The organism is Qipengyuania sp. JB2-7, from assembly GCF_055693485.1.
In genome coordinates this window covers 1,820,147-1,834,844 of record NZ_CM146335.1, presented here as the reverse complement: position 1 = coordinate 1,834,844, position 14,698 = coordinate 1,820,147, and the positions used below count along the sequence as shown (strand labels likewise).

Below are 14,698 nucleotides of genomic sequence, written 5' to 3'. Positions count from 1 at the left end.
GCGCGATGCGTTCAGCGTAGGTCCTGGCGTTCCAACCAGCTCATCACGAGGCTGGCGGCCTCTTTCGCCTTGTCGGGTTGCATGGCGTAGTAATGGGTTGCACCCTCTATCTGGTGCAGCTCCTTATTGTCGTGACCCACTCCGTCAAAGATCGCTTGGGTGTGGCTTGGAGTGCAGGCATCGTCGGCCGTGTTGCCGACTACCAGAACGGGTTTAGTCACATGGCCAAGGCTCGCCGGGCCATGAGCATTCGCGTCGTCATAGCTCCATTGGGATAGCCAACTGCGAAGGGTGCTGAAGCGTGCCAATCCAACGGGCCCGTTGTTGACGACTTTTGGATCGCCGAGATAGCACCAGCCGGGTTTGCGATCATTGGGATCGACCGCCGGGTCCAGCCATCGCGGATCAGCCATCGTGCCATGCGTTGTGAAGGCAAATTCTTCATTTTCACGGCCCTTGTCGGCCAATTCCTGAAGCTTGTGCTTCACCCAAGCGGTGATCTTGCGATTGCGAGCGATCTGCGCCGCGCGGTAGCGTTCGAGGAACTCAGCCGAGTAGGGCGGCTTCACTTCCTCGCCATAGAGATCAAGCGACGGATCGCGCTTGTCGGGATCCGCCTCATCGATGATGGAGGCGTCTATCCATTGAGTGAGCGTGTGATGGCGCGAGACGTGCGCGGCCATCTGGATCACCCCATCAGCCGGAATGAGGCCCGCTTCGGTCAGGTCAACTCCGCCGCCACACGGACTCGATTTAACCGTCGGGTTCTCTGCCTGAGATTGATAATAAGCCGAGAGTGATCCACCGCCGCTCCAGCCCAGTAGGATCACCTTCTTATAACCCAGAACCTCTTTGGCATGCTTGACAGCAGAACCAAGATCGACCGCGCATTTTTCCATATTGAGCGCGTAATCCGCGCCGCGATAACGCCCGTCACATGCCAGTACATGCACGCCCTGCTGGACGAATTCGTTCATGATCGGCAGCCATCCGGTGCCGCCAATGGGGTGCATCGTTACCAAGCAAGTGTCAGACGGCACTTCTGAACGGATCAGCGTACAGAACACCACGACAACCCCCTCAGACCCGCCATAGGTGGCCTTGAATTTTTCCTGTTCCATCGAGATAAGCGGGAATGGGGTTCGGGTGATCTTATGAGCTGACATTGCGGCACTCCCTTGCTGCATTCGATTGTGGAACCGCGTGCCGAGAGCAGGTCTTTGCCAGTTCGACTACAGAACGGTCGAAGAGTAACACTTGTTTGTCAGCCGATCAATAAATTGATAATGCGACTGGTATGCTAGAATCGAAGGCATCCCCGCTCGTGCGTCACATGAGAAACGTGACTTACTCCCTCGAGCCGCAGCATGTTCAGAGCTAGGTGCTCGCGCTCCAATCTCTCGATATGGACTGCGTTGACTCCTGCCTTCAGAAGTCCCTATTCGAACGCCAGACTTCTGGCATAATTAGTTGGCGAGATCACAAACAATATGAGACCGATTCATGGCTGAGGTAAAGCGCCGGACACAAGCTGAGCGACGCGAAAAAGCAGAAACCCAAATGCTCGATCAGGCCGTGAAGCTTGTTGGTAAACTAGGCTATGACGGCTTTACACTCGCTGACGTCGCCGAAAGTGCTGGCTATAGCAGAGGTCTTCCGGCCCACTACTTCGGCAGCAAAGAAGAACTTCTCGCTAGGGTCGCAGAGCATGTGGTTGGAGCCTATAGACAAAGCGCCGTAGATATTTCTTCGACCGAGCGCGGGTTACCGACATTGGTCGCGCTGGTGCGCAGCTATGTTGCGGGCCATGGGGTGGAAATTAGAACCCTTCAGATTTTAATCGCGCAAGCTCTTGTCAGCCCTAGATTGAGTAAGACCATCGCTAAGCTCAACGCCGAGGGCAAGAAGGGTATCGAAGCGGAAATCAGGATGGGGATCGAACTGGGCAATATCCGCGCCGACATCGATCCAGCCGCGCACGCCCCTGTGATCTATTCGTTCTTGCGCGGGCAGATGGCCTTTGCGGCGCTGGACAAATCATTCGATCAGAATGCTGCGGGCGAAGAGTTTATTGCCACCATGTGCGCCCGGTTGACCCCGTAAGCCAACCATCCAAGAATGACTGACGAGCGATCAGCTCATGCCGCCCCGCGCGCCGCCACTGACCGTCAAGACTTGCCCGGTAACATAGTCCGAAAGCGGTGAAGCGAGCCAAAAAATCGATTCCGCAGCTTCTCGGATTGAGCCCGAACGTCCGAGAGCAATCATCGGATTTGGCTTGGTCGCGTACATTTCTTCTTGTGTGGGCTTGTGGTCTGGATCGACCTTTACCCCCATGCGCGCAGCTTGCTTTGCCGTCATGCCGACATGAATTTTCCGCCCGTCCACTTCGATGACCTCGTCTTCGGATTGTGGCTGGCCAAACCGGGTTTGGATAACTCCGAATGCAACGGCGTTCGAGTTAACCCGGTAACGGCCCCACTCCTGAGCAAGCGTGCGCATCAGGCCAAGCATCCCGGCCTTTGCAGAGGCGTAGTTGCCCGCGCCCATCAGGCCCCATTGCCCGGCCATGGAGGAAACCATGATCATCTTGCGGTAATCGGCTGCGCCGCCCGCATCCTCCTTCTCAGCTGCGGCCTTGAATATGGGAGCACATGCGCGCGAAATCCGGAACGGGACGATGAGATGGATATCGAGCATCGCTTGGAACTGCTCATCACTCATGGAGTGGATACCGCCATCCCAGGCATAGCCCGCATTGTTGACGACAATGTCAAGACGGCCTCGTGATTTGGCAGTTCCTTGGACAAGCTCGTCGCAGGCACCTTCCGCAAGTAAGTCGCCCACAAATGCGCTGGCGCTGTCTGATCCAAAAGCGTCGTTGATATCCTCGACGGCTTTCTGGGCCGCGTCAGCATCAACGTCTGCGATAACCACACGGGCACCGTTCGCAGCGAGCATCTCGGATGTCGCGCCGCCTATGCCGCGGCTGCCGCCTGTGACAATCGCCACTTTATCTTTCAGAATATCGCTTTGAAGGCGTGGTTCAATAAGCACGAGAAATTTCCCTTGATCTGGTCGCTATTTGTTTAGTTCGACAGGACGTGGACGTAACAAACCGCGCCGACACCAACCATATGCGCAAGGCCATGCTTGGCATCGGGTTGTTGGCGCTCACCCGCTTCCCCGCGCAGCTGCATTGTCAGTTCACCGATTTGCCCAACTCCTGTTGGTCCGACAGGGTGGCCCATCGCGATAAGCCCACCAGAGGGGCTGATCGCGCATTGTCCGCCAATGTCCCAATGGCCGTCTTTCAACATCGGGATGAATTCGCCCGGATTGCAGATGCCCGTTGCCTCGGCATAAAGCAGTTCCTCTGTGGCGAAGGCATCGTGCAGTTCGATCACGTCGAGATCACCCGGTGTTATCTGTGCCTCGGCGATCGCGCGCATCATGATTTCATTGCTGAGCGCGGTGTCAGGGTTGAGCCCTTGATTAGCCTTCTCACTGCCCGCTGCCGATGATGCCACGCGAATTGCGCGAGATGGATCAATTCCCAGTCGCTTGATCCCCTCTTCCGAGGCTACGATCACAGCAGCAGCGCCTTCGCCAATGGGACAGCATTGCAAGGCGGTTAGCGTGCCGGAAATTGGCGGCGCGCCTACCACATCATCCAGACTGCGAACCTTCTGCCGCTGTGCATTGGGGTTTTTCGCTCCGTTTGCGTGGTTCTTGACCGCGATCCGGGCGATGTCTTCTGAAGCAATGCCATGGCGATGGCTGTACTCGTCGCTCAGCAGAGCAAAATGCGTGAACGGAGCGATCGCGTCATCCGCCAGATTCTCGATGCCTGTTTTTGAGCGGAACACACCCTTCTTTGGTGGTTTGTCTACGCCAACCGCAAGTGCGACATCGCTGATCCCGCTGGCCACCTCGATACAGGCGTGACGAAACGCGGTCGAACCAGAGGCCGAGGCATTTTCAACGTGCACGATCGGTTTGCCCAATGCGCCGAGGTGGCTAAGCATGGGGCGTCCCACCGCCATTCCTAAAAGTGCATGGGCGACATAAGAGCTCTCAATGCCTTCCCACTCAATTCCTGCATCAGAAAGCGCACCGCGGACGGCTTCTAGTCCAAGCTCGACATAGGGAGTCGCAGAGGCGTGCTGGTAGCGGTGAAAGCCAACGCCAACGACATAAACCGGCGCGAGATCAGAGATCAGTTTAGCCATGATCAGTTCCCTTTTCCAGCTGGAGCAAATCGCAGATCATGTTCGCCTTTGCCTTCGCGCGGTTGCGGCACGAGTGTGGCCTCCATCGCATCGCCCGGAGTGAGTTTCGCCCCTTGCTCCACAGCAAGCATGGTGCGCACCTTGGGTCCGTCCTCAAGCTCAATTGAGCCGACGGCAAAAGGCGCCGGGAGGGCGGGGTTCATCGACATGAAAACAGGCGCGCTGCAAATCAGCGTGCCTCGACCGGCTAGTTTTTGAGGAGCGAGATCCTGTGATCCACACACTTGGCAGCCATAGGTCTGCACAGGGAAAAACACAGCGCCGCAAGAATTGCATTTGCCGCCCAAGAGCGATGGAACATTTGCTGCAGCATCGGTGCCTTCCGCTGAAAACAACGCATCGTTAGCGCCATCCATGATTGTCTCCTTGTTACGCGGCAGCTCTTCGCATTGGCTCAACCTGCCTTCAAGTTATTTATTTGTTCATTGGCAAATATGTTGGTGTGGCTTGCGTTTCATTACGCTGCCGCCGGCTCTGCTTTGTCACCCGGCGCGTTGAGATGATTTCCAGCAATCCAGAAATGAACAGCGGACCAGACGTTCACAGCCAAAAATATGCATAAAGTGTAGCGCAGCGAGTCCGAGCCATATGCGGGTTTGAGCAGATCACTCAATATTCCGACGCCTTGCGGGCCAAGCCCCATGCCAACGATGTTGAGCAAAAACATCGAGATCGCCGATGCCACTGCGCGCATGCGGGGTTGAACCAGATTTTGAATGAGAGCGGTGGAAGGCGCTAGATAGAAGCCGCCGAGCAAGGCAGGCACCGCGTAAAAGCAGAGCGCCAACCAGTAGCTATCAATCGTGAACCACAGAATCGAAAACGGAACCACGACGACCATCGCAACCGCCATCGCCCAAGCACGCCAGCGCTCATCGAACTGCCCGAGATAGTCGGTAACTCGCCCGGACATAAGCGTGCCTATTGCGCCGCCAATGCCTGCAAAAAGCGCGAGAGTCAGTCCGATTTCAGTACCGCTCAAACCATGGGTGCGAACCAGAAATGCAGGTGTCCAAACAATCATTCCGTAGCCAACGAAACCACCCAGAGACTTGCCGATTAAGATGTGGCGTATCGCTTTGTTCTTGAACATGTGCCGGACAGTTGGCCCAACCGATGCTTTGTCATCAGGTGAGGATTGCGCCGGCACTGGCAGTTCTGGAACCAAAAGCAGCACCAATATGCCAAGAAGAATGCCGGGAATGGCTACAATGATAAATGTCTGCCGCCAGCCAACGGTATCAAGCAGATATCCGCCCCCAAGGAAGGCGAGCAACACGCCGAGGCTTGCGCCCATAGCAAAGACGCTCATTGCGGTTGCACGGCGCTCTTCGTCGAATAGCGAAGAGATAATAGAGATCGAGGCCGGTGTGGATCCGGCTTCTCCGACTGCCACCCCCATTCGCGCGAACGCCATCTGGGCATAGGTGTTCACGATCCCGCACACAGCCGTCATCGCACTCCAGACGATGACTGAGGCGGCAATGATGTTGCGGCGGTAACCCTTATCGGCAACCACTGCGATGGGAATAGCCAAGAACGTATAGAATACCGCAAATGCCAGGCCAACGAGAAAGCCCATCTGCGTATCCGTCGCGCCCAAATCCTGTTTGATCGGTTCGAGCAAGATGCCCATGATCTGGCGATCGAGTTGGCTGCAGGCATAGACTGCGCACAGCATCGCCACGGTAAGCCATGGTCGTGTTGTGACGGGAGAATCCGAACTGGCGTGCGAAGCGGAGCTCATTTCCCCATCCAGACCGGGTCCCGTTTTTCGGCAAATGCCTTCATGCCCTCGATACGATCAGCTGAATTCATCATCGGTTCGACGACAGGCCCTTGTTCTTTCCAAGCCTGTTTGTCGGTCCATTGCTCAGTTGCTGAACGGTAAGCCAGTGCTTTGGAGGCCTTAACTGCGATCGGGCCGTTCCGCGCAACCAGTTCGGCAAAACGCATCGCTTCGCCCATCACTTCTCCCGATTTGACCACGCTGTTGACGTAGCCAAAGTGATGCATTTCCTGCGCGGACTTAGGCTCGGCGGTAATCACCATTTCCATCGCGATATTGTGCGGGATCCGGTGGGGCAGGCGGAAGCACCCGCCGCCCACTGCAACGAGGCCGCGCTTCGCCTCGGCAAGTCCGAAAACGGATTTGTCAGACGCGACTATGATGTCGCAGCATAAGGTCAACTCCATCCCGCCAGCCAATGCCTGTCCGTCAACCGCCGCGATAAGCGGTTTCTCAGGTGGCCTGCTCATGATGCCAAAGCCGCCGCGATTTGGCGTTGCTGCCATCTCGCCCTTCAAGGCGGCTTTCAGGTCTTGCCCCGCAGAAAAAGTCGGCCCCTTCGCGCAAATGATGGCGCAGCGAAGCTCTGTGTCTGCTTCGTAATCGTCGACAATTTGCTCCATCTCGTCAGCCATCGCCCGATTGAAGGCGTTGCGCGATTCCTGACGGTCGAGCGTGATGATCAACACATGGCCGCGCGTTTCAGTTGCGATATAAGTCATCTCAAGCCCCTCCGGTTGCTTTGCCAAGCGTCATACGGCGCGCTCGCGGCCCTCCCAGAAGGGGGCCCGCAAATCTTTCTTCAGCAGCTTGCCCATGGTGTTGCGCGGCAATTCATCACGAAATTCGATGACGCGTGGTCTTTTGTAAGACGCGAGATGCTCTGCCGCGAAGTTGCGCACTTTTTCTTCGCTTAAGCTCTTGCCCGGTTTGAGTTCGACAAAAGCCATCACCTTCTCGCCAAATTCTTCGTCCGGCACACCAATCACTGCAACGTCTTGAATCTCGGGGAGTTGGATCAGAGCTGCCTCGATCTCGGCTGGATAGATATTCACGCCGCCCGAGATGATCATGTCTTTGACCCGGTCCGTGATGAAGATGTAGCCATCCTCATCGAGCAGGGCTGCATCTCCGACACGGAAATAGCCGCGCTCATCCAGGGTATCACTGTCGAGCAAGTCAGCATTCACATAGTTGCGAATGGTGACAGGCGTGTTGATCCAGATTTCGCCAGCTTCTCCAGCGGGTAGGACATTGCCATCCTCATCGCGGATTTCGATCAGCACGTGTTTGTGCGGTTTGCCCGATGATCCTGGCTTCAGCTTTTGCTCCTCGGGAGCCAGATTGCTGATCATGCCAACTTCGGTCGCACCATAACTTTCGTGAAGGACCTCACCGAAGAAAGAACGGATCCACTCCTTTAGTGACATCGGAACAGGGGCCGCGCCAACGCCAAGCGAGCGGAGCGAAGACACATCGTATTTTTTTAATGTTTCGTCCGGCAGGCCGTTAATCCGTTTGTACATTGTGGGCACGCCGGTCCAGAACGTGACCTTATGATTCTGCATCAATTGCAAAGTGCCCTCAGGATCGAAGCGCCGCTGCAAAATCCCTGTGTTGCCGTTGGCCAGGGTTGCCCGCACAAGTCCTGGGCCAGCGCCATGATGCATCGGCATGGAGATGAGAACCACATCGCCGGGCAGCTGCGGTACGGGCGGCGGCAAGCGACTGGAAATATTCCATGATCTTTTGCATGTCCGCGCCTTCACCCGGGCTCATATTCACGCCTTTGGGCAGACCCGTTGTGCCTGACGTGTAAATGATGAGCGGTGCCTCACCCTTAGAGAAACGCGCCGGGGCATCTTTAGCGAACAGGTTTTCGTACGAGACAAACTCGTCGGCTTGAACGTCGAGCGAGACCTTGAGTTTGAGCGGAACTCCGTCAAATGCTGGCAGCAATGCGACCGGATCGGGATCGTCGCAGATGAGTACTCTGGCATCACTGTTGGCAAGAACGTAATTCACTTCGCTAGGGGTAAGGCGCCAGTTCAGACCAAGGATCGAACAGCCAAGCTTTGCTGCCGCTGAAGCGATGATGGCCCACTCCAAGCGGATTTGCAGGCGTGTGACGACAACGTCGCCCGCTTCAACACCCAGTCGCGCAAAACCTTCGGCGACCTTGTCAGCCTGCGCATTCCAATCGCCGTAAGTCAGCGCTTTCTCGCCCTCAACTAGGGCCAACGCGTCCGGTTTTTCGCAAGCCCAATATTCGACCGTGCGTGGCGTGGGCGCTCCCACTGTTCCCTCACTAGAATTGGCTGTTTTTACATCGCTCATGGCGACTCTCCTAAGTCAAATGCTGTGGCTTGCGGTCTGAGTAATTTGGGTGCGCGCTCGCCAAATTTTGTCTGCAGCTCTTCTCAAGGAAATGGCCCGGTTCCGGAAAGCGGGAACCGGGCCACAGTGGAGAGCTAGTCAGAAGTGATGCGATTTTCGAACAGCGAGGTGGGCATTTCTCACCATTCGAACCTAAGCGAAACACCATATTCGGCTGGGTTGCCAAGGAACCCGTCCTTGCTTCCCGGCTGGAACACCGACGAGAAGATCAAGCTGTTATAAACCTCGTCTGTGCAGTTGCGGCAGAACGCTGAGACTTCGAACTGTTCGTTAAGGCTCACGCCGGCGGATACATTCAGCAAGCCATAGCCGTCGGCCTTGAGCTCACTGCCATCGCTAGCCACGCGTGTGCTGGTAAAGGTCGAGGACTGGAAGTAATACTCCGGTACGAGCATAAAACTCCACGGTATCAGACAGTGGCACTTCAAGCCTTGCGAACACGGCGCCACTCCATTCTGGAGCTGCACCCAGATCCTGCCCAGCCAGTGGGGGTTCCCCATTGGCAACGCTTGGTACATTGGGACCAAACTCAGTGTCGAGATAGCTGATGTTACCTCCGAAGCTAAAGTTTGGAGAAACCCTTACCGCCGTCTCTAACTCAAGTCCCTGGCTTCGGGCGTTACCTGCATTCGAGACGAAGAAACCCGTACCGGTAAAGGTGTTTTGCTGGAGATCCGCGATATCGGCGCGAAACGCGGTTAGGTTTAACCTGATACGGCGATCCCAGAATTCCGAACGAAGCCCAATTTCGTATGAATCAACAGTCTCATCCTCGAACCCTGGGTCAAGTGGATCACACTGGAACACGGTTAGTCCTGGAACCGCTAGTGCGACCGCATTAGTCGCCGAACACGCTGGATTGACAGAAAACTGCCGCCCTGCGGAGTCTCGGTACGAGCGCGATACCACCAGCTTTAAAGCCACGCGAATAGCTTGCGTAAGCCATAACATCTGGCGTGAACTGATAGCTAAGCGATGCAGTGCCGGAAAAGTCACTCTCACTACGCGATGCGGTGTAAGCGAATGACGAGAATCCGATTGGCGCAAAACCAGTGAACGGCAGGTTGGACGCAAAGTTGTCAAAGAAGGGAGTTTGAACCGCATCTTTCTCTTCATTCGTCCAACGCAGCCCTGCGGTAAGGTTCAACCCATCTGCGATTTCAAAGATGTTGTGCGTAAAGATCGAGAAGCTGGTGGCATCCTGGCTTGCATTATTTCCATACGCAGCCTCTTGAGCTGGAAAAATTGCCGGAAGTCCGAGGACAGTGCCCCAAGTGTTTAGGTCACCTCCAATCGAAATATTTCCGGCAGTTTCAATTCTTTCATCAGAATAAAACCCGCCGACCAACCAATCGAGACGGCCATCAAACGCATCGCCTTGCAAGCGAATTTCCTGAGTGAATGTTCGGATTCCAAAGTCGATTTCTTGCCCGAGCAGATCAGCACCGGAGAAGTCTACGTCGTTGACGGTAAAGTCATCAAAATCGCGATACGCGGTTACCGATGAAAGTTCAGCGCCGCCCAAGTCGATATTGAGCTGGAGCTGAATCCCGCGATCCCGGTTCGTGTTAACGACCGGACGATTGACCGAAGTCGTAAACTCGGTCGGTGTTGGCGGGTTTGGATAACTCGCGCCTCTTGCCGCGGCGAGCCCAGCAAGGATACCAGGCAATGGATTATCAGGATTGCTAAAGCGTACAGACTGGCAGCACGATTCATCGATTTCTGAATAATCACCTATGATATAGGCTTCAAATCCTGGGGCAATTTCCCAAAGGAGCTTGCCAGAAAAGGTGAACCGATTGCGATCATTGTATGACGTATCGCGCAGCGGATCATCGATGAAGCCGTCGCGGCTCTGATAACCGAAGCTAAAGCGCAATGCGGCTTTGTCTTGAGCAATGGGTACATTGGCAGCGCCGCGGAAGCGGACGAGGTCATGATTGCCGCCCGTAAGCTCACCAAAACCTTCGAAATCACTCAGGTTAGGACGCCGAGTTGCTACCTTGATAACACCGGCGGTTGTGTTTTTGCCGAACAATGTGCCTTGCGGACCGCGCAGCACTTCAAGACTGGAGATATCGATCAAGTCGCCCAGACCATTGCCGGATCGGGCGCGATAGACATCATCAATCACCAAGCCAACTGCAGCCTCGATGCCAGGATCGCTGCCGGTACCGTGCCGAACCCGCGTAGAAAGAAGGAGCTTGATGTCGCAGGGCGGTTCGCAGTCGATGCTTGAAAACCGGGTGTTGATGTCTGCAGATCAATGACGTCGGTTATACGCGCCTGCTCAATCGCTTCCCCGCTAAACGCGGTTACCGAGAGTGGCACCTCTTGCAAATTCTGGTCACGGCGCTGGGCGGTGACCACAATTACGCGATCATCGGCACCTTCCGCCGATTCTGCAGCATTGCCCTGTGCTTCGTCAGCATTGCTTTGTGCATGTGCCGCCATTGGTAGCGCCAAGGCAGCAAGCGCCACGGATGAAAGGATAATTCCACGCATAAACTCTTCTCCCAAAAGCTGGCGTAAGACATCTTTTGATGTTCATTGAGCATCCAGCAGGAGAGAGCCTATAGATATTTGTTGGTTGGGCAATATATATTTGGTGGCTGGATAATTTGTTCGTGAAACCGGGTGTTTAGACGCCAAGGCGAAGGAGCCTTTCGCAGATGGTTTCGGACAGGCTGTGTCCCTGTAGCCTCAGTTTCCCGGCACCTCCCGCTTGCGCATCAGCCTCCTTAATCCCCAAGCACCAAGCAAAAGCACAGCCAAGACTCCAGCGCTCCACAGGGCCACTTGCAATGGCCCCATCACCGCTATGATCGTACCCAATGTTACCTTCGTGTCAGGGTGCGAGGTGGGCTGAGAATCATGCGCGGACGGGCTTACGCCATCAAAGGCGACACCGTCCCAAATCTTGCGCTCTGCGCTTACCGGGTCATTCTCGACCCGGCTTTCCAAGTTCAGCACCATGGTTGCGCGCGTCTGCTCGTCATAAGCTGGCCATTTACCCAGAGCCGCCGTGCTCGGATCGCCGCTACGTGCAAACGCTATCCACGCATCCTGAACCCGGTCGGAGAAGTTTTGCAAGGCTTGCCTGTTCTCGTCAGTCACCAAGATGTGATGCTGTCTGGTTTGCGGCGCGTCCAGATTTCCGAAGACTATCGGTATATCCATCGCATGCGGGCTGCCCACCTTGCTGTCAGGCACATTTGTTTCAAACTCGAACAGGTACATCCACACCGGATGCCCATTCGCGCTCATCTTTTCGGCAAGACGAATGCTTGGCATTCTGAAGAGAGCATCTCCCATCACCGCCATGCCAAACTCGCCATCGCTTAGGTTAGGACGCTCGGACTTGTAGGCATCGTAAACGGCGGCGCTTCGCCCATCGGTCAGCGCGTCGAGCCAAGGCTGATAGAAGTCGAAGGGCAGCCTAGCGATCCCGTTCAAATGCGCCCAATTGCGAAATTCGTCGCGGTTGCTTCCGATAATCACAGGCACGGGCGTAAAATCTGGGTCGGCCAAATTCTCCCCATAGAATTCGGTCAAAACCTCTCCGTCTAGGCTCGGCAAAAACGAGCCCAAAGTGTACCTTTGTCCAACCCCCGAAAGATACGATGTCTGAAGGTCTAAAATCTCCTCAGCGCTCAAAGCCTTCAAATCCGCAACCGTTTTGAGCCCACCTTCTTCCATGATGCTGCGCGTTACGAAGGCAGCCTCTTCTGTAGTTGTCAGGATGAACGGATGACCCGATTGGATTATCCCCCTTGCGAAAAGACCGCGGGCGAGCTTCGTGTTGAGCAAGGTGCCGACCGACACGGCCCCCGCGGACTCGCCAAAGACTGTGACGTTTTGCGGATTGCCGCCAAAGGCTGAAATATTCTCGTTGATCCAGCGCAGCGCAGCGACTTGATCGAGCACGCCATTGTTGCCGCTGGTGCGATACTCATCCTCACCCAGATGCGTGAGATCCATCCACCCTAAGATCCCAAGCCGATACTGGATTGTCACTACGATCATATTGCCGCGCTTCGCCAGCCGGGCTCCATTGATGACCTCGGTTCGCGCAGAACCGAATTGATATCCGCCGCCGTGGATCCAGACCATTACCGGAAGATCACTCGTATCGCCTGCTGGCTTCCAGATGTTCAAAGAGAGGCAATCTTCGCTCGAGTTCTCGATCCTTACATTGCCGCGCGTGGGGTCAATGCTAGGACACGCTGGCCCGAAACTTGTGGCTTGCAATGGCGTGTTCCAGACGGGCGGCGCACCGGGCGGCATGAAACGTCCTTCCCCTCCGGTTGAGGGCGCGAAGGGGATACCTAAAAAGGATTCAATCCCGTCATTGATTTGCCCAATCACCGCCCCGGAATTGGTGTCCACACTAGGCTGGCTTTGCGCCAAAGCTGCGGCACCCAAAAGCCAGAAAGAGGCTGCGGATATGAGGGCCAAGCTGGCTAGACGGAAAAGTGGGCGCTTAAATGCCATTATGTTGATCCCCTAATTGCTCAATGCACGCGGCGCTCTTGGCCTTCCCAATACCGCTCTTTCACAACCCGCCTCAGGGTTTTGCCAACCGCGCTTTTGGGTAGGGCATCGACAAAATCGACGCTTCGTGGTGCTTTGTAACGCGCGAGCCGATCAGAACAATGTGCGACCAATTCTTCTTCGCTTGCGTCGGCTTTGGTCACGACAACCGCCTTGACCGCTTCACCCCATTTATCATCTGGAACACCGACGACGGTACCGCCTCGAAAACGGCTGGGTGTTCCATCAGGGCGTTCTCGACCTCGGCTGGATAGACGTTGAAACCGCCGGAAATGATCATGTCGGATTTGCGATCGACCAGATACAAATACCCGTCCTCGTCAATCCGGCCCATGTCGCGTGTGTAGAGCCACCCGTCCTTGATGGTATCAGCGGTCAGTTCAGGCGCGTTCCAATAACCCTTCATCACCATATCGCCGCGCACGATGATCTCGCCGATTTCGCCAGAGGGAACATCACTGCCGCCTTCATCGACAATGCGAATGTCGACGTCAAAAGACGGTCTGCCAGCTGAGGCCAGCCGATGAACATGCGCAGGATCGTCGACTGCGAGGTGATCTTCCAGTCCGAGGGTCGAAATAACAGCGGTAGATTCTGTTTGCCCATACCCTTGCGACAAGACCGGCCCGAATGAAGCAAGCGCTTGCTTGATGCGCTCAGGCGCCATTGGTGCTGTTCCGTAAGTTATCTTTGTGAGCGAGGAGAGATCTCGGGTCTTAATATCAGGGCATTCGAGAAGCATGTTGATCATCGTCGGGACCAACAGCACATCGGTGACCTTGCACTCCTCGACGACCCGCAAAAAGTCAGACGGCTCGAACTTTGTCAGGAGGAGATTGCTTCGACCAGACAACATGTTCGCCAATATCTGCCCGCCAGCGGCATGTGTGATCGGCGCGACATAGGCGGAAAGCCTTGGCTCGGGTGCATCCAGGCCCTGCGCCATGAGATAGGCTCGGGTGAGGCAAATCCAGTTGCCATGCGTCAGCATCGCCGCTTTGAGAACGCCGGAAGTCCCAGATGTATAAGCAAGCTTGTATAGACTGTCTTCGTCTAGCTCTGCGGTGATGGGGCCTGTGCTCCCGGTGGCTTTGAAAACCTCAAAGTCGGTCCAGCCGAGCTTGGGATCAACCTCGCCGACAACGATAACCTTTCGAACTCCGGCGACGCCTTCAAAGCTTGCTTTAGCAAGGTCTACTAAACCAGCGTGGGTGAAGAGGATCGAGGCGCCGCTGTCCTCAAGCATGCCCTTAAGCTCAACCGCCGAAACACGTGCATTGAGCGGCACTTTCACAATCCCACTTTTCATTATCGCACCATCGACAGCAATCGCCTGGTGACAATTGGGCATAAGGATTGCTGCGCGGTCTCCCAACTTTAAGCCATCTGCAATCATTGCATTGGCCAATCGGGTCGCACTCTCGCCAAGCTGATCATAGCTGATCCGATCGGTGCCATCGATGATTGCTTCCTTGTTTCCAAAGGCCGCAATGGCGCGGTCAAAGTGCGTCCCAAGGTGCATTGTTCTCTCCCAAATGCGCTGGCGGCCCCTGTCCAATCCCGCTTCGCATCCCCTATGATCAGCCGCGTTTCCCCAGCTCGCAATATATTTGACGGTCAACAAGTATCATGCTTGATGATGAGTCAAGAACAATGTCCGTTT

Annotated in this window: 16 protein-coding genes; 1 reads left to right on the top strand and 15 read right to left on the bottom strand. The window is 55.5% G+C overall.

Features of this window, described 5'->3' with window-relative positions:
• Nucleotides 1-11: 11 nt before the first annotated feature.
• Nucleotides 12-1,166: an alpha/beta hydrolase gene (locus ACZ1GM_RS09165; RefSeq protein WP_472676187.1), complete on the bottom strand. Its 1,155-nt coding sequence runs from the start codon at nt 1,164-1,166 to the stop codon at nt 12-14.
• A 337-nt stretch (nt 1,167-1,503) separates the two neighbouring features.
• Here ACZ1GM_RS09165 and ACZ1GM_RS09160 point away from each other — a divergent pair, with 337 nt between their 5' ends.
• On the top strand, nt 1,504-2,103 hold the full coding sequence (locus ACZ1GM_RS09160; protein ID WP_472676186.1) for a TetR/AcrR family transcriptional regulator: 600 nt from the start codon (nt 1,504-1,506) through the stop codon (nt 2,101-2,103).
• Between the two features lie 30 nt (nt 2,104-2,133).
• On the opposite strand, the gene ACZ1GM_RS09155 is transcribed toward ACZ1GM_RS09160, so the two are convergent.
• The 14 genes from ACZ1GM_RS09155 to ACZ1GM_RS09090 all read right to left on the bottom strand — a co-directional run bounded on the left by ACZ1GM_RS09155 (nt 2,134) and on the right by ACZ1GM_RS09090 (nt 14,557).
• The gene (locus tag ACZ1GM_RS09155) at nt 2,134-3,057 is read right to left on the bottom strand and encodes an SDR family NAD(P)-dependent oxidoreductase (protein WP_472676185.1); all 924 of its coding nucleotides are present in this window, start codon (nt 3,055-3,057) and stop codon (nt 2,134-2,136) included.
• Between the two features lie 32 nt (nt 3,058-3,089).
• Complete coding sequence (locus ACZ1GM_RS09150; protein ID WP_472676184.1) at nt 3,090-4,232, bottom strand: thiolase family protein; 1,143 nt, start codon at nt 4,230-4,232, stop codon at nt 3,090-3,092.
• Nucleotides 4,233-4,234: 2 nt separating this feature from the next.
• On the bottom strand, nt 4,235-4,648 hold the full coding sequence (locus ACZ1GM_RS09145; protein WP_472676183.1) for a Zn-ribbon domain-containing OB-fold protein: 414 nt from the start codon (nt 4,646-4,648) through the stop codon (nt 4,235-4,237).
• Between the two features lie 101 nt (nt 4,649-4,749).
• Nucleotides 4,750-6,039, bottom strand: a complete 1,290-nt coding sequence (locus tag ACZ1GM_RS09140) for a spinster family MFS transporter (RefSeq protein WP_472676182.1) — start codon at nt 6,037-6,039, stop codon at nt 4,750-4,752.
• Entirely contained in the window at nt 6,036-6,803 is a 768-nt protein-coding gene (locus tag ACZ1GM_RS09135) for a crotonase/enoyl-CoA hydratase family protein (protein ID WP_472676181.1), read from the bottom strand. Before ACZ1GM_RS09135 ends, ACZ1GM_RS09140 begins: the two co-directional genes overlap by 4 nt.
• Before the next feature lie 30 nt (nt 6,804-6,833).
• Nucleotides 6,834-7,751: a class I adenylate-forming enzyme family protein gene (locus tag ACZ1GM_RS09130; protein WP_472678534.1), complete on the bottom strand. Its 918-nt coding sequence runs from the start codon at nt 7,749-7,751 to the stop codon at nt 6,834-6,836.
• On the bottom strand, nt 7,666-8,418 hold the full coding sequence (locus ACZ1GM_RS09125; protein WP_472676180.1) for an AMP-binding protein: 753 nt from the start codon (nt 8,416-8,418) through the stop codon (nt 7,666-7,668). Before ACZ1GM_RS09125 ends, ACZ1GM_RS09130 begins: the two co-directional genes overlap by 86 nt.
• 179 nt (nt 8,419-8,597) lie before the next feature.
• Nucleotides 8,598-8,822 (bottom strand): hypothetical protein, encoded by a 225-nt coding sequence (locus ACZ1GM_RS09120; RefSeq protein ID WP_472676179.1) that lies wholly within the window; start codon nt 8,820-8,822, stop codon nt 8,598-8,600.
• Nucleotides 8,815-9,429, bottom strand: coding sequence for a TonB-dependent receptor domain-containing protein (locus tag ACZ1GM_RS09115; RefSeq protein WP_472676178.1), 615 nt, complete (start codon nt 9,427-9,429; stop codon nt 8,815-8,817). The genes ACZ1GM_RS09120 and ACZ1GM_RS09115 overlap by 8 nt, the downstream gene beginning before the upstream one ends.
• Entirely contained in the window at nt 9,317-10,615 is a 1,299-nt protein-coding gene (locus ACZ1GM_RS09110) for a TonB-dependent receptor (protein WP_472676177.1), read from the bottom strand. Before ACZ1GM_RS09110 ends, ACZ1GM_RS09115 begins: the two co-directional genes overlap by 113 nt.
• Entirely contained in the window at nt 10,612-10,986 is a 375-nt protein-coding gene (locus ACZ1GM_RS09105; RefSeq protein ID WP_472676176.1) for a TonB-dependent receptor plug domain-containing protein, read from the bottom strand. Before ACZ1GM_RS09105 ends, ACZ1GM_RS09110 begins: the two co-directional genes overlap by 4 nt.
• A 198-nt stretch (nt 10,987-11,184) precedes the next feature.
• A complete protein-coding gene (locus ACZ1GM_RS09100; RefSeq protein ID WP_472676175.1) occupies nt 11,185-12,975 on the bottom strand; it encodes a carboxylesterase/lipase family protein in 1,791 nt (596 codons plus the stop codon).
• A 20-nt stretch (nt 12,976-12,995) separates the two neighbouring features.
• A complete protein-coding gene (locus ACZ1GM_RS09095) occupies nt 12,996-13,178 on the bottom strand; it encodes an AMP-binding enzyme (RefSeq protein ID WP_472676174.1) in 183 nt (60 codons plus the stop codon).
• Nucleotides 13,175-14,557 carry a class I adenylate-forming enzyme family protein gene (locus tag ACZ1GM_RS09090; RefSeq protein ID WP_472676173.1) on the bottom strand — a complete coding sequence of 461 codons (1,383 nt, stop codon included), beginning with the start codon at nt 14,555-14,557 and terminating at the stop codon, nt 13,175-13,177. The genes ACZ1GM_RS09095 and ACZ1GM_RS09090 overlap by 4 nt, the downstream gene beginning before the upstream one ends.
• Nucleotides 14,558-14,698 lie beyond the last annotated feature (141 nt).